Raw genomic sequence first — 22,919 nt, 5'->3', positions numbered from 1 at the left:
CAATCATCTAAAGGAGGCGGAAGGGATGAGCGAAGCGGGCAATTCCCCGACAGGGTCCAACAACGACAAGAAGCACGAAGGACGCGACGACTATTTCATGGACATCGACCGGATGATAAATGAAGGGTTGGGCGGCGGAACGGTAACGTTGAACAACGGACTGATCGAAGAATCCACCACGGATACGATGGTCATCGAATCGAAGGAGTAACCATGGACACGAAACGCGCGATGGAGATTTACAACTCGAAGGATACGTTTGCCGTCCATCTGGGCGACAAGTCGGTCTGGATCGAGAACGTGGACGAGACGAACGGCATGGCGACGGTGCAGGTCGGCTCCGACCCGCTCAACACGCAGACCGTTTCCTGCGACCGCTTGACCGAAGAGGGTCAAGAATAAGGCCTATGCAGCAGCAGGAATGACGAAGACCCCGATGCCGTTGCGGCGCCGGGGTCTTTTTGCCAGGAGAGCGGGAGCCGGGTGCGCGCGGCGGGATCGGACAATGATTGATGTCCGGGGCGGACGGGTAATGCTACTTAGCGGCGGCAGACACCGCGGACCGAAACGGAAAGGAGCGCGATGCGAAATGGCACACCGGGACATTAACGTGGAGGAGCGTCATATCGAGCAAAGATCGGACTCCAGCATGGTGGCGGCAACGTTTATTAAATACGCGGCTTACATCGTCATTTTTTTCGGCTTGTTGTACGTGCTGATTCATTATGTTTTTCCGAAGTTTTGACTGTTCGCCGTATGCGGGCAGGCGGCGAATAGACGGGTAGATCGGAGAAGCCAGGCGCTGAGCGTCTGGTTTTTTCATTTTACCCGTCATAGGATTTATTCTCTAGGATGAGGGATCCGAAGGGGGCTCGCGAACGCCTAGGCCCGATGGCGCGTAGCTCTTCGCCGGATTTCGTGAGCTGGGGTGAGAAGCTGATTGCGACTCGGGCGCCTATTATGCGCCGAGCCTGGCGCCGGCGTTCACCGAAGGAGAGAACGATGAAGGATATTTCGTTGAAGCTGTCCGCACTGCAGGAAAATGTTGTAAAGTTAATTCGTTGGAACGAATCCGCTCATCGATCTCGCCTTCAGCGCGAAGCCAGCCTCCTACAAGTCGGGCGCGCTAGCGCAGACGATCAAGCAGTACGTGGAAGAGCACTATACGATGGACGTGCATCTGGAGCATATCGCCGACAAGATGGGCGTATCCGTGAAGTACGTGTCCCGGGTGTTCAAGGAGCATTACAATACGAATCTATCGGACTATATCAGCGAGCTCCGCATTCGGCTGGCGAAGGAGCTGCTGCGGGATTCCGCGTTCACCGTGAACGAAATATCGGAGAAAGCCGGGTTCTACAACCGGACGACGTTCCTGCGGACGTTCAAGAAGCTGGAAGGGAAATCGCCGAACCAGTACCGGCAGGAATTCAAGGATCGCGGCGAACGGCCACTACACTCAGACGGAGCGTGAGAGGAAACATGGAGAAGAAGATGCGGATTACGGCGGAGAAACAATTTGTATTCAAGGGCGGTCAGCCGTTCCAGAGCAGCCATGCATCGACGATCGCGGTGCTGCCGAACGGAGAGGCGGTCGCGGCATGGTTCGCCGGGAAGCACGAGAAATCCAGCGACGTGGCGGTCTGGATGTCCAGGCGCGAAGGCGGCGTCTGGTCGGCGCCGTATAAAGCGGCGGACGAGGAGGGCATTGCCCACTGGAACCCGGTCCTGTTCGCCCAGGGGAAGGCGTTGACGCTATTCTACAAAGTGGGCCACGAGATTACGGACTGGTTCACGCGCGTCTGCCGCTCCGAGGACGGCGGGCTTACTTGGACGGAGCCGCGGGAGATGGTACCCGGGGATATCGGAGGCCGCGGACCGGTGCGGAACAAGCCGATCACGCTGCCGGACGGGACGATCGCGGCTCCGGCTTCGGTGGAGCGGCATGATCCCGACGCGCCCGGGAAGCAGCTGTGGGAAGCGTTCGTCGACCTGTCGCGCGACAACGGACAGACGTGGACGATGAGCGAGCTTGTGCCGATGGATGTGGCGTCTCTGGTGGGCACGGAGCATTGGTTCGCCAAGGGGCTCATTCAGCCGACCTTGTGGTCCTCGGGCGGCGAACGCGTGCATATGCTGCTGCGCAGCACCGAGGGCTGGATCTACCGCAGCGATTCGGCGGATATCGGGCGGACATGGTGCCGGGCATACCCGACACCGCTGCCGAATAACAACAGCGGCATCGACGTGACGCGGATGGACGACGGCAAGCTGGCGCTGGTCTTCAACCCCGTCCAAGGCTATTCGACGGAAAGCCCGCGGACGCCGCTCGTCGTGCGCTTCTCGGCCGATAACGGCTTGACGTGGGGGGACGAGTTCGTGCTGGAGAGCGAGCCGGGCGAATACTCGTATCCGGCGATCGTCTCCGCGGGCAGCGAGCTGCACCTGACGTACACGTGGAAGCGGGACAGAATCGCCTATTGGAAATTAACGCTGGATGCGTAACGGGATGCAGAAGGAGGAGAGCCGAATGGGGATGGAAATGAACGGCGGCGTGTGGCCGACGATGATCACGCCCTTCACGGACGATAACCGGATCGATTACGATGGGCTGGGGAAGCTGGTCGATTGGTATGTGGAACGAGGCGTGCATGGGTTGTTCGCGGTGTGCCAGTCCAGCGAGATGTTCCATCTGACCTTGGAGGAGCGCGTGTCGCTGGCCTCCTTCGTGAAGGAGGCGGCTGCGGGGCGGGTGCCCGTCATCGCTTCCGGCCATATTTCCGATGCGTTCGAGGATCAGGTCAAGGAACTGAACGCGATGGCCGGGACGGGGATCGACGCCTTGGTGCTGATCACGAACCGCCTTGCGTCGCAAGAGGAATCCGACGATGTCTGGATCGAGCGGCTCGAACGGCTGCTGACGGAGCTTCCGGAAGATGTGACGCTTGGCTTGTACGAGTGTCCGTATCCGTACAAACGGCTGCTGACGCCGAAGACGATCAAGTGGTGCGCGGATCAAGAACGATTCCGGTTTCTGAAGGATACCAGCTGCGATATCGACGCCATTCGGGCGAAGCTGGAGGCGGTGAACGGCAGCGGCCTGCGGATTTACAACGCCAATTCGGCGACGCTGCTGGAAACGTTGAAGATCGGCGCGGTCGGCTACAGCGGCGTTATGGCGAATTTTCATCCGGAGCTGTACGTGCGGCTGGTGGAGAATTGGAGGGAGCGCGGCGAAGAGGCGGGAAGCTTGTCCGATTTCTTAAGCCTGAGCTCCTTGATCGAGAAGCAGCTCTATCCCGCGAACGCCAAGTATTATCTTATGCTGGAAGGGATTTTGTCGCATGGATCCTGCCGGACGCAGCAGGGGCGGACGCTGACGGCGACCAATCGGCTGGAAGTCGAGCAGCTGCGCCGGCTGTGCGGCGCGTACGCGGAGAGATTCAAAGGGCTGCAGTAGTCCGCGGCTAGCGATGCTCAGCGGTGCGCCTCCGAGGCATTCGGCCGGAATAGCTGCTGACGCTCGGGATACGGGCGCGACGATGGCCCCCGCTTCGGCGCATCGGCGAGGCGCTTGGCGCGTCGGCGAACCGGGATGCCAGGACCGGGAGTACTGCGATTCAACTGAAATACACGACGAGAAGGCGCTGCGCTTGAGGCAGCGTCTTTGTTATGTCCGGATAACGCCAGGGCTTCGATATAATACCAAGCGCTCCTCTCGGTTTATCGAGGTGAAACGTTAAATCAAATCATTGGAAAGCGGAGAAAGACTGATTAAGAGCATCCAAATCGAAAGCTAAATCAGCTTTTGATTTTGAAATCGGTCGAAAACAAGGTATAATGGAAGAAGAAGATGGATTTTTGGCCATCATGCGTAAGGGGGAGAAGCTATGGCGAAACAGCATTACAAGATTACGAAGCTTGAATTGCTTCGGCGGATCGTATTTATTACGATCGGTGCGGCGCTCGTATCGGTTGCACTGGAGATTTTTCTCGTGCCGAACAACATTATCGACGGCGGCATTGTCGGTATCTCGATTCTCGTCTCTCATGTCACAGGTTTACCTCTCGGCGTCTTTCTATTCTTGCTCAACGTTCCGTTTCTCATTATAGGGTATAAGCAGATCGGCAAGACGTTCGCGATATCGACGCTTTACGGCGTCACCGTCATGTCGATCGGTACGACGCTGCTGCATCCGGTGCACGCGCTGACGTACAGCACGTTCCTGGCGCCCGTTATCGGCGGAGTCATCCTCGGCATCGGGGTCGGGCTTGTCATCCGCTTCGGGGGTTCGCTGGACGGCACGGAAATCATCGCGATTCTGTTCACGAAGAAGACGCCGTTCTCGGTCGGCGAAATCGTCATGTTCTTCAATCTGTTCATCCTCGGCAGCGCGGGCTTCGTGTTCACGTGGGACAGCGCGATGTACTCCTTGATCGCCTACTATATCGCCTTCAAAATGATCGACGTCACGCTGGAAGGCTTCGATCAGTCGAAATCGGTCTGGATCATCAGCGACGAGGCCAAGGAAATCGGAGACGCCATCATGAGCCGTCTCGGCCGCGGCGTTACGTATCTGCAAGGCGAAGGCGCCTTCTCCGGCGGGGTGAAGCGGGTTATCTTCTGCGTCATTACGCGTCTGGAAGAAGCCAAGATGAAATCGATCGTGCAGGAGCTCGATCCCGGCGCGTTCCTGGCGGTCGGCAACATTCACGACGTGAAGGGCGGCCGCTTCAAGAAGCGGGATATTCACTAGCTGCCATGTCCGGGCGTTCGGAACGCCGGCGGCAGACACCGATAAGGAGGCAGGGCTGCGCGGAGAGAAGCGCGGCCCTGTCTCCTTTTGTTGCGGGTCCGCGGGGAGACCGATATAATAAGGTCAATTAGACGGATGGCGATCGGCGCCATTGGAGGGTGTTAGTCTGGACGAATTTGCGCGAATCCGCCACTGGACGGAGCGCCGTCAAAGCCCGGCGCTGCTCGCGTCGCAGGGCGTCGTGCTCGGCATCGGCGACGATGCCGCGGTCGTCGGGACGCCGCCGGGCGAAGCCGGCGCGCTCGAATGGCTGCTGGCGGTCGACACGATGGTGGAGACCGTACATTTCAACGATGCGACGATGGCGGAGGAAGACATCGGCTGGAAGGCGCTGGCCGCGAACGTCAGCGACATCGCGGCGATGGGCGGCACGCCCCGGCACGCGCTGGTGTCGATCAGCGTGCCGAAGACTTGGGAGCCGGAGCGCGTGCGCCGGCTCTACGACGGGCTGTACGCCTGCGCCGGGCAATACGGCGTGGCGGTGATCGGCGGCGACACGACTTCGTCGCCGCTGCATTTGGTCGTGGCCGTGACGGTTACGGGCACCGTCGCGGCGGGGCGGGCGATCTGCCGGGCAGGGGCTCGGCCCGGCGACGCCGTGTTCGTGACCGGCGCTGCGGGGATGTCCGCGGCCGGTTTGCATTTCCTGCTCGCCGCGGCAGCGGCGGGCGAGGCGGCGGCCGCGAACGCTGCGCAGCCGATGGGCGCCGCCGGCGGCTCGCCGCTAGGCGCGGGCGCTGCGGCGCCAAGCGCGCCTCGGCCGCGGCCCGTGCCGCCGGCGGCGGCCGAGGCGGCCGGCACGGCGGCGCTGGTGCAGGCGCACCGCCGGCCGGCGCCGTCCGTGCGCGCGGCGGCGCTGCTGGCCGCGCGCGGCTCGGTCACGTCGCTGGACGACGTCAGCGACGGCCTGGCCAGCGAAGCCTGGGAGATCGCCCAGGCTTCGGGCGTCAAGCTCGCGCTCCGCGAGTCCAGGCTGCCGAAGAGCGGCAGCCTGGCCGCTTACGCGCACCGGTGCGGCGCGGATCCGCTGGAGTGGATCCTCTACGGCGGCGAAGACTACGTGCTGCTCGGCACGATCGCAGCCGGCGACGCGGACGCGGCGAAGGCCGAGCTGGAAGCGGCAGGCCTGCCGATGTACATCATCGGCGAGGCGGAGGCCGGCCCCGCCGGCGTGGAGCTCGTCCGCGACTTGGACGTTCGCGGACCTGTGCGGCGCGAGCCGCTGGCGAAGCGCGGCTATAATCATTTTGGCGGGTAGGGGCGGATAGGAATGAGCGAAACGATCGAAATCGTATGGGAAGCGGACGACGAGTCCGGTACGGTCCGGCTTGCGGAGACGCTGGCGGGGTGGGCCGGCCCGGGCACGGTGCTGGCGTTGGACGGCGATCTCGGCGCGGGCAAGACGCGGTTCTCGCAGGCGTTCGCCCGAGGAATCGGCGTGCCCGGCGTCGTGAACAGCCCGACGTTTACGATTATTAAAGAATACAAGGGCGCGCAATTGCCGCTCTATCATATGGACGTCTACCGGCTGTCGGAAGCGGAGGCGGACGAACTGGGACTCGACGATTATTTCTTCGGCGACGGCGTGACCATCGTGGAATGGGCAAGCTTGATCGAAGCGCTGCTGCCGCCGGACAGGCTGGACATGTACATCGCCCACTTGGGCGGCGAAGCGCGCCGGATCACGATTACCGGCATCGGCTCGCCCTATGCGGCATGGTGTCGGCAACTACAGGGAATGGGAGCTAGGTAGCACATGGAGGAACAGAGAACGCAGGGGAGCGGAGACGGGCTGCTCGTGCTCGCCGTCGATACGTCGACGGCCGCGCTGGCGGCCGCGCTCGCGCGCGGCGGCGAGGTGCTGAAGGACGTGCAATCGCTCGCGGAACGCAATCATTCCGTCCATACGGTATCGGCCGTACAGGCCATGCTCGAGGAATGCGGCATCAAGCCGGAGCAGCTGGACGGAATCGCCATCGGCCGCGGACCCGGCTCGTATACGGGCATGCGCATCGCCGTGTCGCTCGGCAAGACGCTGGCCTGGGCGTGGAACAAGCCGCTCGTCGGCGTCTCCAGCCTGGAGGCGCTGGCGTACGGCGCATGGCAGGATGCGGCTGGCGGCGCCGAAGGCGCAGCGGCCGCAGGCGCGGCCAGCGCGGAATGCGCCGCCAACGGCACCGAGCAATCCCCCATCTGGCTCGTCCCGATCATGGACGCCAGAAGGGGGCAAGTTTATACCGCTTCTTTCGAAGCGCGGGCGCAAGCGCGCCTTGGCGCGGAGCCGCCTGCCGAGGGGACGTGGCGCAGGCTGTCGAAGGACGGCATCCGCCTGATGCATGAATGGGTCGACGAGCTGGCTGCAGCCATCGCGGCGGCGGAACCGCCGCGGCGGCCGTCGGCCGTCTGGATCGCCGGCGAGCTGGCGCTTCATGAAGCGGAAGCCGACCGGCTGCAGTCGGTCTGCCCGGATATACAGGTGCGCAAGCTGCCGGTCTGGCTGGAAGGGCGGGCCGTCGCCGCGCTCGGGGCGGCGAGGCTTGCCGCGGGCGAGAGCGACGACGCGCACGCGTTTGCCCCGAATTACACGCAGCTGACGGAAGCGGAAGTAAAGCTGCAGGAACGAACGGCCAAGCAAGCCGCGGCGGAAGGAGCTGTACCCGATGAAGGTCATTGACCGGAACCGCCTCGTATTTCGCTCGATGACGCTGGACGACGTGGCGACGATCGTCGCCATCGAGCAGGAGAGCTTCGCGACGCCATGGACCGAGGAAGCGTTCGTGAACGAGCTGACGAACAATCATTTTGCCCGTTACATGGTCATGGACTACGAGAACGACGTGATCGGCTACGCCGGCATGTGGACGATCATGGACGAAGCGCATGTGACGAACGTGGCCGTGCGCGAGGGCTATCGCGGGCAGGGGCTCGGCGAACGTCTCATGACGGAGCTGCAGCGCACGGCGCTGCTGTTCGGCGCGCGCCGCATGACGCTGGAGGTCCGCGTGAGCAACGAGGTCGCGAAGCGGCTGTATGCCAAGCTGGGCTTCGAGCCGTCGGGCATCCGCCCCGGCTACTATTCGGACAATATGGAGGATGCCCTCATCATGTGGGCGGAGCTGCCGGAGTCCATGGAAGTGGAGCATAGGTATGACGAATAACGCAGCGAATGAACTTATCCTCGCCGTCGAAACGAGCTGCGACGAAACGTCGGCAGCGGTCGTCCGCGGCGGCAAAGAAATTTTATCCAATATCGTATCGAGCCAGATCGACACGCACCGGAGATTCGGGGGCGTCGTGCCGGAGATCGCCTCGCGCAAGCATGTGGAATCCATCACGCGCATCATGAAACAGGCCTTGGCGGAGGCGGGCGCGACGTTCCGCGACCTGTCCGCGATCGCCGTCACGCAGGGGCCGGGTCTCGTCGGCGCGCTGCTCGTCGGCATCGTCGCCGCGAAGAGCCTGGCGATGGCGCTGAACCTTCCGCTCATCGGCACCCACCACATTGCCGGCCATATCTATGCCAACGAACTCGTGCACGAGATGGTCTATCCGTGTCTGGCGCTCGTCGCCTCCGGCGGCCATACGGAGCTGGTGCTGCTGGAAAGCGAGGGCCGGTTCCGCATCATCGGGCGCACCCGCGACGACGCCGTCGGCGAAGCGTACGACAAAGTGGCGCGGACGCTGCAGTTCCCGTATCCCGGCGGCCCGCATATCGACCGGCTGGCGCATGAGGCGGATGAAGAAATCCAGCTGCCGCGCGCGTGGCTGGAGCCGGATTCGTACGATTTCAGCTTCAGCGGCTTGAAATCCGCCGTGCTCGCGAGCATCAACACGGCGGCGATGAAAGGCGAGGCGATCCGCCAGGCGGCGCTGGCCCGCGGATTCCAGGCTTCCGTCATCGACGTGCTGGTAACCAAGGCGCTGCGGGCGGTTCGCGAATTCGGGGCCAAGCAGCTGCTGCTCTGCGGCGGCGTCGCCGCCAACGGCGGTTTGCGCGCCGAGCTGACCGCGCGCTGCGCGGCCGAGGGCATCCCGCTGCTCATTCCGCCGCTGAAGCTGTGCACCGACAACGCCGCGATGATCGCGGCCGCCGCGCATCTGAAGTGGATCCGAGGCGAGTATACGCCGCTCGACATGAAGGCGGAACCGGGGCTGTCGCTGGAATCCTGGTCGGTTTGACGCTTGCGGCACGCCCACTCCGAATGCGAATAGGAAGCAATAGCGAAGCAGGGAGGCGCGATGGCGCCGTACCTGCTTTTTTGCAATGGTTATTTATTTCCTTGCATTCGACAGCATTTTTATTGCATTCGACAGCATTTATATTATGCAGGAGATCACCCCCTGTCGTCGAAAGCTCTAAAGATGCGGAACAGGACGATGACAAACTGCCGGACCTCGCAGCCGATTATGCGCACTGCGCGACCCGTTAACTCATTATTTGCAGCTATGGATCTTTTTGTTTCCGCTTTCATAAGCGAAGTACCTGACAACGGCGTTCCGTCTACGGGCGTCCAAGGTGAAAAAGGAGGCAAATTGTTCATGCGTATTACTAAAATCGAATTGTTTCATTTACGTCCCCGGTTCTCGTTTCTGAAAATGTCGACCGACGAGGGGCTCGTCGGCTGGGGCGAGGCGATCGTCGAAGGCCGCTCGCGCACGGTCGCAATGGCCATTAAGGAGCTTGAGCCGCATCTGATCGGCCAGGACCCGCGCCGCATCGAGCATCTGTGGCAAGCGATGTACCGGGGGACATTCTATCGCGGCGGCCCGATTCTGACGAGCGCCATCAGCGGCCTGGAGCAGGCGATGTGGGACATTCTCGGCAAATCGCTCGGCGTGCCGGTCTATCAATTGCTCGGCGGCGCGGTCCGCAGCCGCATTCGGATGTACCGCGGCATCGGCGGAAGCACGGTCGAGGAGACGGTCAGCAATGCCAAGAAGCTTCGCGAGCAAGGCTTCACGATGATGAAGACGGGCATCGAAGCGATGGCGCATATCGTCGAGACGCCGGCATGGGTCAACAGGCAGGTCGAACGGATCGAAGCGATCCGCGAGGCGATCGGGCCGGAATGCGATCTCGGCATCGATTTCCACGGTCGGATCAGCCCGGCGCTGGCGGTTCGTCTGGCGAAAGAGCTGGAGCCTTCCAAGCTCGCGTTCATCGAGGAGCCATGCCTGCCGGAGAACGTCGATACGATGGTGACGATTGCCCGCTCGACGTCGACGCCGATCGCCACGGGCGAGCGGCTGTTCACGAAATGGTCGTTCCGCGAAGTGCTGGAGAAGCAGGCGGCTTCGATCGTGCAGCCGGATCTCGCCCACTGCGGCGGCATCCTCGAGGGCAAGAAAATCGCCGCGATGGCCGAGGTGTATTTTGCCGGCTTCGCGCCGCATAACCCGCTCGGTCCGATCAACCTGGCATCGAGCATTCAATTGTCGGCGAACGTGCCGAACTTTATCTACCAGGAGCACGCGGACCTGGGCCAAGGCTACTTGAAGAAGCCTTTCGAAATCAAGGACGGCTACATCGACATTCCGACGGCGCCGGGTCTCGGCATCGAAGTGGACGAAGACGCCATCAAGGACAAGCTGTACGACGGCGACTGGGATACGCCGCGCTGGTTCCACGAGGATGACGGATCGGTCGCGGATTGGTAGAATTCAGAGCTTAAGGGGATTGAAGCATGAACGGTAAAGTAGCAATCGTGACGGGAGCGGCCAGCGGCATCGGCCGGGGCATCGCTGAAGTGCTGTTAAGGGAAGGCTGCCGCGTTTCGGTGCTGGATTGGAACGAAGAGGAAGGCAGCAGCGCCGTCACGGAGATGACGGACGACCGCGAACAGGTGCAGTTTATCCGGACGGATGTCTCGAAAGAGGCGGATATCGTCCGCGCCGTGGAACTGACGGTCGCGAAATGGGGGACCGTCGATATTTTGGTCAACAATGTAGGCACGCACTACTACCGGGCGGTCGAGCAAGTGACGACGGACGAGTGGGATCGGGTGATGACGACCGATCTTCGCGGGCATTTCCTCATGATGCAGAAGGTTCTTCCGATCATGACGGAGCAGGCGAAGGGCGCGATCGTCAATATCGCTTCCGTTCATGCGCTGCAGACGGTGCCGCATTTCTCCGTGTATGCGGCGGTCAAGGGCGGCGTCGTCGCGATGTCGCGGAGCATCGCGCTGGAGTACGCTTCGAAGGGCATTCGCGTGAACACGGTGCTCCCGGGGTATACGCGCAACAAGAACGTAGACCGCATTCTTAACGAGCTCGACGAGAACGAACGGAGCGAGCGGAAGCGGCGCATGGCATGGAACATCCCGCTCGGCCGCCTCGCGGATCCGGTAGAAATCGGAGAAGCGGTCGCCTTTCTGGCCAGCGACCGGGCATCGTTCATTACCGGAACGACGCTGGCCGTGGACGGCGGCGAATCGAGTCATCTGTCATGGGGACATTGGAAGTGACGGGCGCTATGGCCGAAGGAGGGCGTAAGATGGACAATTGTTTGCAACGACTGGAAGCGCTGCCGATGACTGAGCGGGACTTGTCATGGGTCTGGCTCGGCCAAGGGGGCTTCGCCTGGCGGTTCGGGAGCGGGGCCGCGATCGTCATCGATCCGTATTTATCCGACACGGTGGAGCAGCAGGACGGGCTGACCCGGCTTAGTCCGGCGCCGCTTCCGCCTGAAGAGCTGGACGGCGGGCTGCTGCTCATTACGCACGACCACCTCGATCATTTCGATGAACCGTCGGTTCAAGCCGCGCTGCGCGCCGGGATGAAGGTCGCGGGTCCGGGATCGGTGGAAAAGCATTACCGCAAGCTGGGCTTGCCGGAAGCGGCGTTTCTGCGTCTCGATAAGGGCGAGGAAACCACGTTCGAGGGCGTTCGCATCCGCGCGGTGTACGCGGAGCACAGCTCGGGAGACGGCGAGTTCGACGCGATCGGCTTCGTGTTCGACTATGCTGGCTGCCGGATCTACCACGTCGGCGATTCGGAGCTGACGGAAGAGCTGCTGCGGAATGCCGGCGATATGCAAGCGGACTGCATCGCGGTGCCGATCAACGGCCGCTGGGGCAACATGAACGCGGAAGAGGCCGCGAGGCTGACGATCCAATGCGGCGCCGGGCAGGCGATTCCGATGCATTTCGGCATGTTCGCCGAGAATACGGCCGATCCGCAGGCGTTCGTCGATGCGATGCGCGAAGCCGGGGCGGACGCGATCGCGATTCGGATTCCCGAGCTTGGACGTATCGAGCCGGTTATGCGAGGCTGAGGCGAATAGCGGCAATAAAGCTTGGAACGGGACGAGGCAGCCGGCAGCGGCAGCTTCGTCCCGTTTGGCGTTGCGGCGCGAATCCGCCTGCTGATGGCATCTCATGAAACGGCGACAGCAAAGCAATCGCACGAAGCACAGGAAAGCAGACGCACGACAGAAATGCGAATGCACGACAGAAACGCATAACAAGATCACACGAGAGAATCGCACGAGAGAATCGCACGACAGAATCGCACGACAGAATCGTAGGACAGAATCACACAACAAGACCGCACAACAAAACCGCGCAACAAAAGAACCCCGCCGCCGTCAAATAACGACGCTGAAGTTCATTTCGCCACAGAAGTAAGGCATTTGGAGCGAAATAGCGCTGCCTCGATTCATTAGCGCCGATATCGCAGGCGTAGAATCGAGGACCTAGGCATCGCCGCTCGGCAGCCCCCGGATCCCGGAACGCGGGGCATCGCCCAGAAGTAAGGCATTGGGTGCAAAATAGCGCTGCCTCGATTCATTAGCGGCGATATCGTAAGCATGGAATCGAGGGCCGAGGCTTCGCCGCTCGGCAGCCCCCGGTTCCCGATCACGGGGCATCGCCTATTGCGTATGCGCCGTATACGCCATATACGCCGTATGCGCCGCCTTGGGAGTGCCGCTCCGCTCGTTCTTACGAATCGTACGTGCCTTAAACGGGGCATTTGAACACCTGCAGCTCGCTTACGAATCGGAGACGCCTTATCTCGGTGAAAATAGCTTGTAGGCAGCTCGAAACGGCCAAATAACGACACTGAAGTTCGTTTCACAACAGAAGTATGGCATTGGGTGCAAAATAGCGCTGCCTCGATTCATTAGCGTCGATATCGCAAGCGTGGAATCGAGGACCTAGGCATCGCCGCTCGGCAGCCCCCGCTCCCGGTCGGGGCCACTGAAGAACTAACTCAACCTATGAATTCACTCTGTTAGCTTCAAGATTCGTTTCAGATTAACGGCGAATATCGCCATAGCATCTTGGGGCTGGAACATGATCTTCATCCTTCCGACGCAATGCTATAACTGTACAAGAAAAAAGGTACAGCCCCTTCATAACAATGAAGGTCTGTACCTTTCGTGTTAACGGACTTTTCAGTGGCAACCCGTCAAAGCGTCGGGGGTTCTATTATTCCAAGGCACCGGGCGGTGCTGTTCATTGCTGCGTGTCTGGCCGATTGGGTGCTAACGAATAGAGAGGCCTATCTCAGGCACCTCATAATAGTAGTATACCCATCCCGTTATTATAAGTCTAGGCGAACAGTAAATTTTTGGCTAAAGTAGTAATGCCGGCCGGCACGGAGAACATCTATTCCAAGCGTAAAGGAGCATCCCGTATGAATCCAACCGATTGTCCGCTCGCAGCGGTTCAGCATGTGAACGAAGAGATCGCCGTGTATTTGTCACGAGTCGGGAACGTCTTCAAATTGTTCGACCAGCAGGATTCCGGCTGCGTCTCCTACGGGGTTCATGCCTCGGGACGCAATTGGTTCGTCAAATTCGCGGAACGTCCGGAGGCCGTTGCTTTCCTGCGCAATGCCGCCGCCTTTCACCGGGACGTACAGCATCCCCGCATCCCTCGCCTGCTGAATACGTTCACGCTGTCCGCAGGCTTCGCGCTTGTGTACGAGTGGGTGGACGGCGAAGTGCTGGGCACGCCCGATTTCCCCGGCTATGAGGGCCGCAATCACCCCGACTCGCCGCATTATCGATTCCGGCAGCTTCCTGTGGATACCATCCTCGCCGCGCTTGCCTCGCTGTACGAGACGCATGCGTACTTGGAGCAGAAGGGCTATGTCGCGGTCGATTTGTACGACGGCTGCATGATTTACGATTTCGATCGCGAGGAGCTGCATCTCTGCGATTTCGACCATTATACGAAAGGTGCATTCGTCCTGGAGATGGACAGATTGTACGGTTCGAGCCGCTTCATGGCGCCCGAGGAGTTCGTCAGAGGCAGCCTGATCGACCGCGTGACGAATGTCTTCGCGATGGGGGCAGCCGCGTTCGTGTTTCTTGCCGACGGAAGCCGCGATCCGGACCGGTGGCGCGCGTCCGAAGGACTGCGCCGTGTCGCGCTGAAGGCGGCGTCGCCTGACAGGGAACAACGTTACGGCAGCGTCGGCGAGTTCCATGACGCCTGGCTCGAAGCGCTGCTCAGTACCGGGCCGCGGCAGTAAAGGGAGCGCAAGCGGCATTCGCGTTCGGCGATTTCGCCGCGCGCGGATGGATTTGGAACTTTTCGCGATTTGGAATTGACAGACAATTCCGCCCGGCCTATAATAGGCAACAACACTTCAATCCACACAAACGCGACGAACAGGAGCAGTAAAGCGAACGCCGGGAACAGAGAGCTGCGGGATGGTGCAACGCAGTCGAAGGCAGCTTGAACCTCGCCTGGGAGCGGAACGGCGGAACGGGTTTCAGAGACGGCCGAAGGCCAAGGCTGAAGGAAGCTCGCGTACGTCGTTACGGTTGACCGCCGTGATCGGGTGCATGGCCTGCGATTTCTAGAGTCGCCGGCGATGCATAAGGTGGACGGCCGCTCCCGAAGCGATCGTCAACAAGGGTGGTACCGCGCCGGACTTTACAGTCTGTCGTCTCTTGATTTCAAGAGGCGGCAGGCTTTTTTTGATTCGTAAGACCGCGCTCGGCGCGGAGCGGCATGCGATGAAGTGGACAGCGGCGAACAGTAACGATCATTGACGAACGAACGTATAGCCATAGCGAGAACAACGCGTTGAACAGGAGTAGTAGGGCAAGGTCCGGGAAGCAGAGAGCTGCGGGGAGGTGCGACGCAGACGAAGGACATCCGAACTCGCCTGGGAGCGGAACGAAGGAATGCGGCGGCGGCGTCCACAAGCGGACGGCAGGCGGCCATGCGCTACTTCGTTACGGTTAACCCCCGTCATCGGGTGCAGCGAACGCCCGCGCCCAAGCCGGCCGCCAGCTGCTTAAGCGGGTCCGGGCGGCAGCGTCCGGGCAACGAGAGTGGTACCGCGGCAAGCCTAAGAAGCCTGTCGTCTCTTGAATCAGAAGAGACGGCGGGCTTTTTCCGTTGTTATGCAAACTTGCCGTTGTGCCGATTAGACCATTCAAACCGAATCCAGGAGGAATCCGATATGACAACGACTCACACGAATACGAATGCCGGTATGCAAGAACCGTCCGCCAACCAAATCATCCGCATCTTCGATACGACGCTGCGCGACGGCGAGCAGTCGCCCGGCGCGACGCTGCGCCCCGAGCAGAAGATCGTCATCGCCCGCCAGCTGGCCAAACTGGGCATCGACGTGATCGAGCCGGGCTTCGCGATCTCGAGCCCGGGGGAATTCGCGGCCGTGCAGCAAATTTCCCGCGAGCTGCAAGGCGTGGAAATCGCCGGCTTCGCCCGCGCGATCCGCGGCGACATCGACGCTGCGGTCAAGGCGACGATGGATGCGCCGCGCAGACGGCTGCATCTGTTCATCTCGTCCTCGGACATCCATCTGGACTTCCAGCTGAAGAAGTCCCGCGAGCAGGTCGTGAGCATCGCCCGCGAAATGGTCGCGTACGGCAAGCAATTCGTTGACGAAATCGAGTTCTCCCCGATGGATTCCAGCCGCGCGGGCAGAGAGTTCGTCATCGAAATGGTGGAAGCCGTCATCGCGGAAGGCGCCACGATCATCAATCTGCCGGATACGCTCGGCTTCGCGCTCCCCGAAGAATACGGCGCCATGTTCCGGGACGTACGGGCAGGCGCACGCGGCGCCGAGCGCGTCCAGTTCAGCGCGCACTGCCATAACGATCTCGGCCTGGCGGTCGCGAACAGCTTGGCGGCGATCTCGGCCGGCGCGACGCAGATCGAAGTGACGGTCAACGGCATCGGCGAACGCGCCGGCAACTGCTCGCTGGAAGAGCTCGTCATGGCGATCGAGACCCGCAAATCCGCCATCGGCGCGGAGACCGGCATCGTCGCGAGCGAAATTTACGAGACGTCCCGGATGGTGAGCCGGGCGATGAATTTTCCGATCGCGTACAACAAGCCGATCGTCGGCCGGAACGCGTTCCAGCACGAGTCGGGCATTCATCAGGACGGGCTGCTCAAGAACCGCAATACGTACGAAATCATGGATCCCGAGGCGATGGGCATCCCGCGCAGCATGATCGTGCTCGGCAAGCATTCCGGCCGCCATGCGATCAAGCACCGCCTGGCGGCATTCGGCATCGAGCTGAACGAGGAGCAGATGAAGGACGTGTACGACCGCTTCAAGGCGAAGGCCGACGAGCTCAAGATCGTTCCGGACGACGTGCTCGTCCGCCTTGCCAGCGAAACGACGGAGCAGCAGCATGATCCGTACGTGCTGGTCGATTTGCAGGTGCTCGCCGGTACGCAGCGCGCCCGCATTGCATCCGTGACGATCCGCGAGCGGGAATCGCAGGAGGAACGGACCTTCGCCGGAACGGGGACGGGACCGCTCGAAGCGGTCATCCACTGCCTGCAGCAGGCGATTCCGGTCGGAGCGGCCTTCGAGGATCTGGAGCTGCACTCCTTGTCCACAGGCGAGGACGCGCGCGGCGAAGCGTCCGTCAGCATCGTGCACCGGCAGCAGCGCTACAGCGGCACGGCTGTGCATAAGGACATTATTCTGGCTTCGGCGCAGGCTTACGTGGCGGCTTGCAACCAGCTGATCTTGAGCACGGGCGGCAATAACGGGGAAACGGACATCGCCGCGAAGTCCAGCTAGTCAGGGCCGGAGCGGTTCGTCCTCGGCTGCCAACGAAAAGGGAGGAATGCCAATGGAAGATGCGCGGAGCGACAATCGGAAGGACGCGCCGGATGCACGGATGGCAATTCCGAAGGATGCGAGGGCTTGCTTTATTTGCAGCAAGCATCATAGTCCCGAGGCGAGAGGGATGGCGGTGTACGAGGATGCGTACGTCGTCGCTTCGCTGATGATCGCCGGAGCCGAAGAGCGGCGGGCCTACCTGGGTTACGCGATCGTGGAGACGAAGCGGCATGCGCCAGCGCTTGGCGACTTGCATGCGCAGGAAGCCGGGGCGGTCGGCGAGGCGATGAACCGGGTAAGCGCCGCCCTCAGGAAGGCCTTGAACGCGGAGCATGTGTATGCCTTCGTTCAAGGCGACGGCGTGCCGCATTTCCATATGCATCTTGTACCGCGGTATACGGGAACGCCGGATAGGTACCGGCATCCCGTGAATATCTTGCAGTGGCCGGATGCGCCCAGGGGCGGCGCCGCCGAGCTCGAAGCCATCCGGGATAGCGTTCGGGCTGCGTTGGCGAATGTAGACGAAGCATCGTGCGGCCGAGGAGAGCCGGCCAGTTAAATGAGCAGGGGATTTGCCGAACGAGCGGGCGATCCCCTGCTTTTTTTTCCACAGCGCCATCCACAGCCTGCTGGCAGAATGTGCATAACCCCGGAAATTCAGTGGAAAACATCTGCCTCGGATGTGCATAAAAGTCGGATAAGTTTTTCACAGCCGTTCTGTGGATAATGTGGATAATGGGCATAATAGGGACAGCGTTGGCAGCCGTTTACAGCCATAAATAAAGAAACGGTAAATTTATTCACGTTTTTTCGACATAACAGGTGCCAGAATTGCCACACAATTCATCCACGGCTGTGGATAGACCTGTGGATAAGGGGGATAGATTGCATATTGCCGACAAAACCGGGCGGCAACGCGAGGTCGGCCTTCGGACAGGCTGACCTATATTGCATTGCGCGAGCATGTTGAAGAGCCGTAAGCTCGTGATGCCGACATACCGTTCGCTTGACATGCGAAGTCGCTGAAAGGTTGTGCTACAATGAAGGGAGACGTTATTACGAATGCGCAGCCATTAACGTTACGGAGTGATGCTTCTTGAATCCTACGCCCGCTGAACGCCAGAACGATCTGTCGCTTGTGGACAGTCTGGTCCAGTTCTCGTTCCTTATCCAATCCATCCTGTCGAAGGTCGGCGCTCCCCATGACCTCTCGATCATCCAGATCCGGCTGCTCGGCATCGTGCGGGACCGCGAGCCGAGCATGCTGCAGCTGGCGCAGTACCTTGGCCTCGACAAATCCAGCATTACCGGCCTGATCGACCGCGCCGAACGGCGCGGGCTCGTCCAACGGGTACCTTCGCCGACCGACAGGCGCGGATTCCATGTCCGAATTACCGAAGCCGGTCTTCGGCTTACGCAGACGGGAGCCATGGAGATCGAACGCCGCATCAACGAAGCCGTCGCGGGATTGACGGAAGCGGAACGCGCCCAGCTGTCCGCGCTCGCGGCCAAAACGTTAGCGGGTTTATCGCCATCCATGGCGTAAGGCCGGATAACGGGACGGCCGAAGCACGGAGTAAGCCGGGCACCGGCCGGTGGTTTCGGTATACCGCCGCGGGACTCGGTATGCACGTCTTGCCGCCGATATCAGGGCCAAGATAGTTACCTTTAATCAAGATACCCGCCTTCCATATAGAGACCGGACGGCATGCTGCCGTCCGGTCAGGCTGTCGAGAAAATAGACGAAACTTCAAGTCGCATCGCCTGTAGGAGATAGCCCCCGTAGGCAGCGGACACAGGATCCGCTATTTGTATTGAAATCGGTGTTTCGGGCTGGGAATCGGACACAGGATTCGTTATTGCCTCCGGAAAGCACCGAATGTCGCCATGTTGGGCGAAATAGCGCATCTCCTGTCCGCGAACACACGGAACAACAAGGAAAACCGGCCAATAACGCATCTCTTGTCCGCGTCCTTGCTTCGACGGCAGTTTTGCGAGCGCATGCTCGCCGCTATCGGACTTTGGCGACAGGCAGCCACAGCTCGACGTCATGCTCGATGCCGGAATCGACTTGCCGCTCCAGGCCGATTTCGATCTCCGGTCCGACCTGGAACGTCGGCCCCGCGATTTGTTCGTATCCCGAAGAAGGGAACCACTCGCCGTAGATACGATGCCATCTCTCTTTCTCCCACGGCACCGTCATTTCGAAGACGGCCCAGGTCATAGCGGATACTGTATACGACTTGAACCGATCCGGACACGGCCGAGTTGACGCCACCGCCAAATAATAGTCGTAATCATCCTTCGCGCGCACGCCTTCCCCGACATTCACATGCAAGATCCTCCGCGGTCCCGCATCGTTCAGCGAGTTCAGCTTGGCATACGTGTCCTGATCGAGCGAGCGCCAAACCTGTTCCACGCCCGGATGCTCGCCGGATTCGATCGGCGTCACCCGATTGTACAAGCCGATCACTTGAAAAGCTTCCTTGTTCTCGATTCTGAATTTCATCGGTTCGCTGCCTCCAATCGTTAATCGAAAGGTCATCGGAGGATAGGCGGTGAGCGAACGCTTGGCGGCTCTCGCATCCCTCGGCGTAAGGCCATGCAGGTTTTGAAATGCGCGCGTAAACGCATCCGGCGAGGCATAGCCGTATTTCACGGCGACGTCGATCACTTTCGCGGCGCTGTTCTACAGCTCCATTGCGGCGCGGGTGAGACGCCGGCGGCGAATGTATTCCTGCAGGGGGCGTCCTTCACCCTTATTCGCCCCGGCTGGCGCGGCTCCTATTCCTCGCACGCCCAAATATCCGCCTTCCATACATAGAAACCGGACGGCATGCAGCCGTCCGGTTTCTTAATGAGCTCTATTAATGGAATGAAACGTCGCGCAAAAGCTGTCGCTTCCGACGCGCTTGCTTCGCGCCTTCGCCGCCTTACGGTAAGCGAAGGATCGGGGCATAGATTTCGATCGTCGACGACTCGTCCACGAAGTGCCGATCGTACGCCTCGAATACCGGATAACGGGCGGAATACGTGTTCCCGTGTTTGGTCGTGATCGCCTCCGGCTGGCTGAGATTGCGCTCCTTCAAGAAAGTTTTGAAGAAGTACTGGAAGAATCGCCCGCTGGTCTCGTCCTCCAGCGTGCATTGGAACACGGCGTACTCGCACGCCTCGAACTTCCGCGCGATGAACCCCGCCGGCAGGCGCTCAAGCGTCGATACTTCAACGGCGACGCAGTACTTCGCCGTGTCGTCTTCCGATGTCTCGTACGTCATGCCGTAGGTCAGCGTATCGTTGACTTGATCGGGGATGCGATCGATCAGCTTCTCCTCGTTCCAGCGTTTATACAAGCCGCCGATGCTGTGCGTGCCGTCGCTGCTGTTATAATGAATGTCCGTCTCGATGCCGACGACATAGAAAGCCTCTTTCTTCACGAAGCGCACGTTCTCGAATACGCGATGCAGATCCATGGCCGTACCTCTTTCCTGCAACAGATTTTCGGGAGGGAAAGGCGCAAGGTCGGGATTCATCCGACGGAACCGTGCCGGCGCGATTCCGTATACCTGCGTGAAGCTCTTGGTCAACGCCTGCTGCGACGAGAAGCCGTTCTCGAAGGCGATGGCAAGGATAGGCTTGCCGGTATGCTTCAACGCCAGCGCCGTCCGGTACAGCCGATAACGAAGAATATAGTCCTTGATCGTATAACCGGTCAGCGTCCTGAACACGGTTGAGAAGTACGACGGCGACAGATAGACCTGTCCGGACAGGTCGGCAACCGTAATGCTCTCGTCATACTCGCGATGGATGAACGAGATGGCCGTATGCACGGCTTCGGTATAATCCATGGTTCCCCTCCTTCCATCGTAAATGATAGCATCCGAGGCAGGGATAAGTTTTGTCAAAATCTACTGTAATCGAGCATCGATCCGTGTCCGGCCGAATGTCGGAACGCCAAAATCCGGACGGCATGCTGCCGTCCGGATTCGTTAACGGGATCTATTAAGGGAATGAAAGAGTTTAAAAATGCTGTCGGAAGCCGTTCGCCCGTTCATGTCCATCCTCAGGCGAGCAGTTCCTCCCACGCCTCGTAGACTGCCTGCAGCTGTGCCTTGCGCGAGTCGATATCGCTCTGGATCGTGCCGACCCGCACGTAATCGTTATAGATTTCGGGATCGGTCAACTGCTGCTCGAGCGCAGAAATTTCGTCCTCCAGCCGCGCGATGTCGTTTTCGAGCTGTTCCTGTTTGCGCTGGCGGTTCCGTTCGTCACGCTTCGCTTGTTTGTCGGCTTCATAGGAAGAAGAGGGAGCGGTTTCCGCAGCCGGCGCGGATTTGCTCTGTTTTCCCTGCTGAGCTGACAGCGTTTCCAGCCGGAGCTCTTCGATTTCCCGTTTTTTCTGGATCATTTCGTCATAATTTCCCAGGAAATGCTCCGTGCCCGCCGGGTTCAGTTCGACAATGCGCTCCGCCATTTTGTTCAAGAAATAACGGTCGTGGGAGATGAACAGCAGCGTGCCGTCGTAATCCATCAGGGCGCCTTCGAGCACTTCCTTGCTGTACAGATCCAGATGGTTCGTCGGTTCGTCCAATATGAGCATGTTCGCATGCGCCAGCATCAGCTTCGACAGCGAGACGCGCGCGCGTTCGCCGCCGCTCAGCGTGCCGATCTTCTTCTTCACGTCGTCGCCGCTGAACAGGAAGTTGCCGAGCACGGTACGGATTCGCGCTTCCTCGATATGCGGATAGGCGCTCCACAGCTCTTCCAGCACCGTATTGTGACGATTCAGCCCCGTATGCTCCTGGTCGTAGTAGCCGATCTTCACGTTCGTGCCCCAACGGATCGTGCCCGTCTCATGCGGCTGCTGGCCGACAAGCGCCTTGAGCAGCGTCGATTTGCCGATCCCGTTCGGACCGATGAGCGCCACGTTCTCTCCCCGTTCGAGCCGGAACGTCACGTCGCGGAAGAGCGGCTCCGATTTCTCGGGAAATTGGATCGACAGCTCGCGGACGTCGAGCACGTCGTTGCCGCTTTGCCGCTCGATTTCGAACGAGAAGTACGCCTTCTTAAGATCACCGAGCGGCTTGTCGAGGCGATCCATCTTCTCGAGCGCCTTGCGGCGGCTCTGCGCGCGCTTGGTGGTGGAGGCGCGGACGATATTGCGCTGCACGAAATCCTCCATCTTCGAGATTTCGTCCTGCTGTTTCTCGTACTGCTTCATCTGCGCCTCGTATTCGGCGGCTTTGATCTCGATGAAGCGGCTGTAATTGCCCGTATAGCGCTTGGCGTTGTGGCGTTCGATTTCGACGATCGTGCCGACGACGGCATCCAGGAAGTAGCGGTCATGGGAGACGACGAGAATGCCGCCCTCGTAGCCGCGAAGATAATCCTCCAGCCAGGTCAGCGTCTCAATGTCGAGGTAGTTCGTCGGCTCGTCGAGCATGAGCAGATCCGGCGCCTGCAGCAGAATGCGCGCCAGCGCGAGCCGCGTCTTCTGCCCGCCGCTCAACGTGGAAATGATCGTCTCCGGTGGGAAGTGACCGAAGCCCATACCGTGCAGGACGCTCCGAATACGGTTGTCCATCTCGAAGCCGCCCTTGGCGCGGTACCATTCCGACAGCTTGGCGTACCGTTCGAGCACCGCTTCGTACTGTTTCTCGTCGCCGTGCAGCGCCGGGTCGGCGATCTGCTGCTCCAGCGTACGAAGCTCGCGCTCCGCGCCGGTCAGATGGGCGAACACCGCCCGCATTTCGGCCTCGATCGTGTTGTCCGACTGAAGCCCGCTGGACTGCGCCAGGTAGCCGATCGTCGTTTCTTTCGATTTATATACGGTCCCGGAATCCGCCGACAGCTCGCCTGCGATAATCCGGAGCAGCGTCGACTTGCCCGCGCCGTTGACGCCGACCAGCCCGACCCGTTCGCGGGGCAGCACCTGGAAGGTCACGGACGAGAGCACGCTGCTGACGCCGTAGCTTTTGGATACATCGGAAACTTGAAGAAGCATTGTACGCGAAACCTCCAACTTTGACAAAA

General features: G+C 60.5%; 22 protein-coding genes. 19 read left to right on the top strand and 3 right to left on the bottom strand.

Going from position 1 to position 22,919, the window contains the following annotated elements:
* Positions 1-25 precede the first annotated feature (25 nt).
* From GXP70_RS25775 to GXP70_RS25690, 19 genes are all read left to right on the top strand, one after another.
* Entirely contained in the window at positions 26-211 is a 186-nt protein-coding gene (locus GXP70_RS25775; protein WP_162359458.1) for a hypothetical protein, read from the top strand.
* 2 nt (positions 212-213) lie between these two features.
* Complete coding sequence (locus GXP70_RS25770; RefSeq protein WP_162359457.1) at positions 214-402, top strand: H-type small acid-soluble spore protein; 189 nt, start codon at positions 214-216, stop codon at positions 400-402.
* Between the two features lie 187 nt (positions 403-589).
* Positions 590-745: a hypothetical protein gene (locus GXP70_RS29630; protein ID WP_192043395.1), complete on the top strand. Its 156-nt coding sequence runs from the start codon at positions 590-592 to the stop codon at positions 743-745.
* 405 nt (positions 746-1,150) lie between these two features.
* Positions 1,151-1,474, top strand: coding sequence for a helix-turn-helix domain-containing protein (locus tag GXP70_RS25765; protein ID WP_162359456.1), 324 nt, complete (start codon positions 1,151-1,153; stop codon positions 1,472-1,474).
* An 8-nt stretch (positions 1,475-1,482) separates the two neighbouring features.
* The gene (locus GXP70_RS25760; RefSeq protein WP_162359455.1) at positions 1,483-2,505 is read left to right on the top strand and encodes a sialidase family protein; all 1,023 of its coding nucleotides are present in this window, start codon (positions 1,483-1,485) and stop codon (positions 2,503-2,505) included.
* Between the two features lie 25 nt (positions 2,506-2,530).
* Entirely contained in the window at positions 2,531-3,460 is a 930-nt protein-coding gene (locus GXP70_RS25755; RefSeq protein ID WP_162359454.1) for a dihydrodipicolinate synthase family protein, read from the top strand.
* A 430-nt stretch (positions 3,461-3,890) separates the two neighbouring features.
* Positions 3,891-4,757: a YitT family protein gene (locus tag GXP70_RS25750; RefSeq protein WP_162359453.1), complete on the top strand. Its 867-nt coding sequence runs from the start codon at positions 3,891-3,893 to the stop codon at positions 4,755-4,757.
* Between the two features lie 151 nt (positions 4,758-4,908).
* Positions 4,909-6,075 carry a thiamine-phosphate kinase gene (thiL, locus tag GXP70_RS25745; protein ID WP_225442552.1) on the top strand — a complete coding sequence of 389 codons (1,167 nt, stop codon included), beginning with the start codon at positions 4,909-4,911 and terminating at the stop codon, positions 6,073-6,075.
* Positions 6,076-6,087: 12 nt separating this feature from the next.
* Positions 6,088-6,570, top strand: a complete 483-nt coding sequence (tsaE, locus tag GXP70_RS25740) for a tRNA (adenosine(37)-N6)-threonylcarbamoyltransferase complex ATPase subunit type 1 TsaE (RefSeq protein ID WP_192043394.1) — start codon at positions 6,088-6,090, stop codon at positions 6,568-6,570.
* A 3-nt stretch (positions 6,571-6,573) separates the two neighbouring features.
* Positions 6,574-7,491, top strand: coding sequence for a tRNA (adenosine(37)-N6)-threonylcarbamoyltransferase complex dimerization subunit type 1 TsaB (gene tsaB, locus GXP70_RS25735; protein ID WP_162359452.1), 918 nt, complete (start codon positions 6,574-6,576; stop codon positions 7,489-7,491).
* Positions 7,478-7,975 (top strand): ribosomal protein S18-alanine N-acetyltransferase, encoded by a 498-nt coding sequence (gene rimI, locus GXP70_RS25730; RefSeq protein WP_162359451.1) that lies wholly within the window; start codon positions 7,478-7,480, stop codon positions 7,973-7,975. Before tsaB ends, rimI begins: the two co-directional genes overlap by 14 nt.
* Positions 7,965-8,996: a tRNA (adenosine(37)-N6)-threonylcarbamoyltransferase complex transferase subunit TsaD gene (gene tsaD / locus GXP70_RS25725; protein ID WP_162359450.1), complete on the top strand. Its 1,032-nt coding sequence runs from the start codon at positions 7,965-7,967 to the stop codon at positions 8,994-8,996. The genes rimI and tsaD overlap by 11 nt, the downstream gene beginning before the upstream one ends.
* A gap of 360 nt (positions 8,997-9,356) precedes the next feature.
* A complete protein-coding gene (dgoD, locus tag GXP70_RS25720) occupies positions 9,357-10,475 on the top strand; it encodes a galactonate dehydratase (protein ID WP_162359449.1) in 1,119 nt (372 codons plus the stop codon).
* Positions 10,476-10,501: 26 nt separating this feature from the next.
* Positions 10,502-11,284, top strand: a complete 783-nt coding sequence (locus GXP70_RS25715; RefSeq protein WP_162359448.1) for an SDR family NAD(P)-dependent oxidoreductase — start codon at positions 10,502-10,504, stop codon at positions 11,282-11,284.
* Between the two features lie 29 nt (positions 11,285-11,313).
* Positions 11,314-12,093 (top strand): MBL fold metallo-hydrolase, encoded by a 780-nt coding sequence (locus tag GXP70_RS25710; protein WP_162359447.1) that lies wholly within the window; start codon positions 11,314-11,316, stop codon positions 12,091-12,093.
* A 1,364-nt stretch (positions 12,094-13,457) separates the two neighbouring features.
* Complete coding sequence (locus tag GXP70_RS25705; protein WP_225442551.1) at positions 13,458-14,300, top strand: serine/threonine-protein kinase; 843 nt, start codon at positions 13,458-13,460, stop codon at positions 14,298-14,300.
* 942 nt (positions 14,301-15,242) lie between these two features.
* Positions 15,243-16,847: a 2-isopropylmalate synthase gene (locus GXP70_RS25700; protein WP_404822293.1), complete on the top strand. Its 1,605-nt coding sequence runs from the start codon at positions 15,243-15,245 to the stop codon at positions 16,845-16,847.
* Positions 16,848-16,899: 52 nt separating this feature from the next.
* Complete coding sequence (locus GXP70_RS25695) at positions 16,900-17,448, top strand: HIT family protein (RefSeq protein ID WP_162359446.1); 549 nt, start codon at positions 16,900-16,902, stop codon at positions 17,446-17,448.
* Between the two features lie 537 nt (positions 17,449-17,985).
* Positions 17,986-18,435, top strand: coding sequence for a MarR family winged helix-turn-helix transcriptional regulator (locus tag GXP70_RS25690; RefSeq protein WP_162359445.1), 450 nt, complete (start codon positions 17,986-17,988; stop codon positions 18,433-18,435).
* Positions 18,436-18,900: 465 nt separating this feature from the next.
* Here GXP70_RS25690 and GXP70_RS29945 read toward each other — a convergent pair whose 3' ends face one another.
* From GXP70_RS29945 to GXP70_RS25675, 3 genes are all read right to left on the bottom strand, one after another.
* Positions 18,901-19,398, bottom strand: coding sequence for a GyrI-like domain-containing protein (locus tag GXP70_RS29945; protein ID WP_225442550.1), 498 nt, complete (start codon positions 19,396-19,398; stop codon positions 18,901-18,903).
* Positions 19,399-19,822: 424 nt separating this feature from the next.
* On the bottom strand, positions 19,823-20,734 hold the full coding sequence (locus GXP70_RS25680) for an AraC family transcriptional regulator (protein WP_162359444.1): 912 nt from the start codon (positions 20,732-20,734) through the stop codon (positions 19,823-19,825).
* A gap of 215 nt (positions 20,735-20,949) precedes the next feature.
* Positions 20,950-22,890, bottom strand: coding sequence for an ABC-F family ATP-binding cassette domain-containing protein (locus tag GXP70_RS25675; RefSeq protein WP_162359443.1), 1,941 nt, complete (start codon positions 22,888-22,890; stop codon positions 20,950-20,952).
* Positions 22,891-22,919: the final 29 nt, after the last annotated feature.

Origin of the sequence: Paenibacillus lycopersici (assembly GCF_010119935.1) — a bacterium.
GTDB lineage: Bacteria > Bacillota > Bacilli > Paenibacillales > Paenibacillaceae > Paenibacillus_Z > Paenibacillus_Z lycopersici.
Note: the sequence above shows the minus strand (reverse complement) of the source record. Positions and strands in the feature narration are given on the sequence as shown.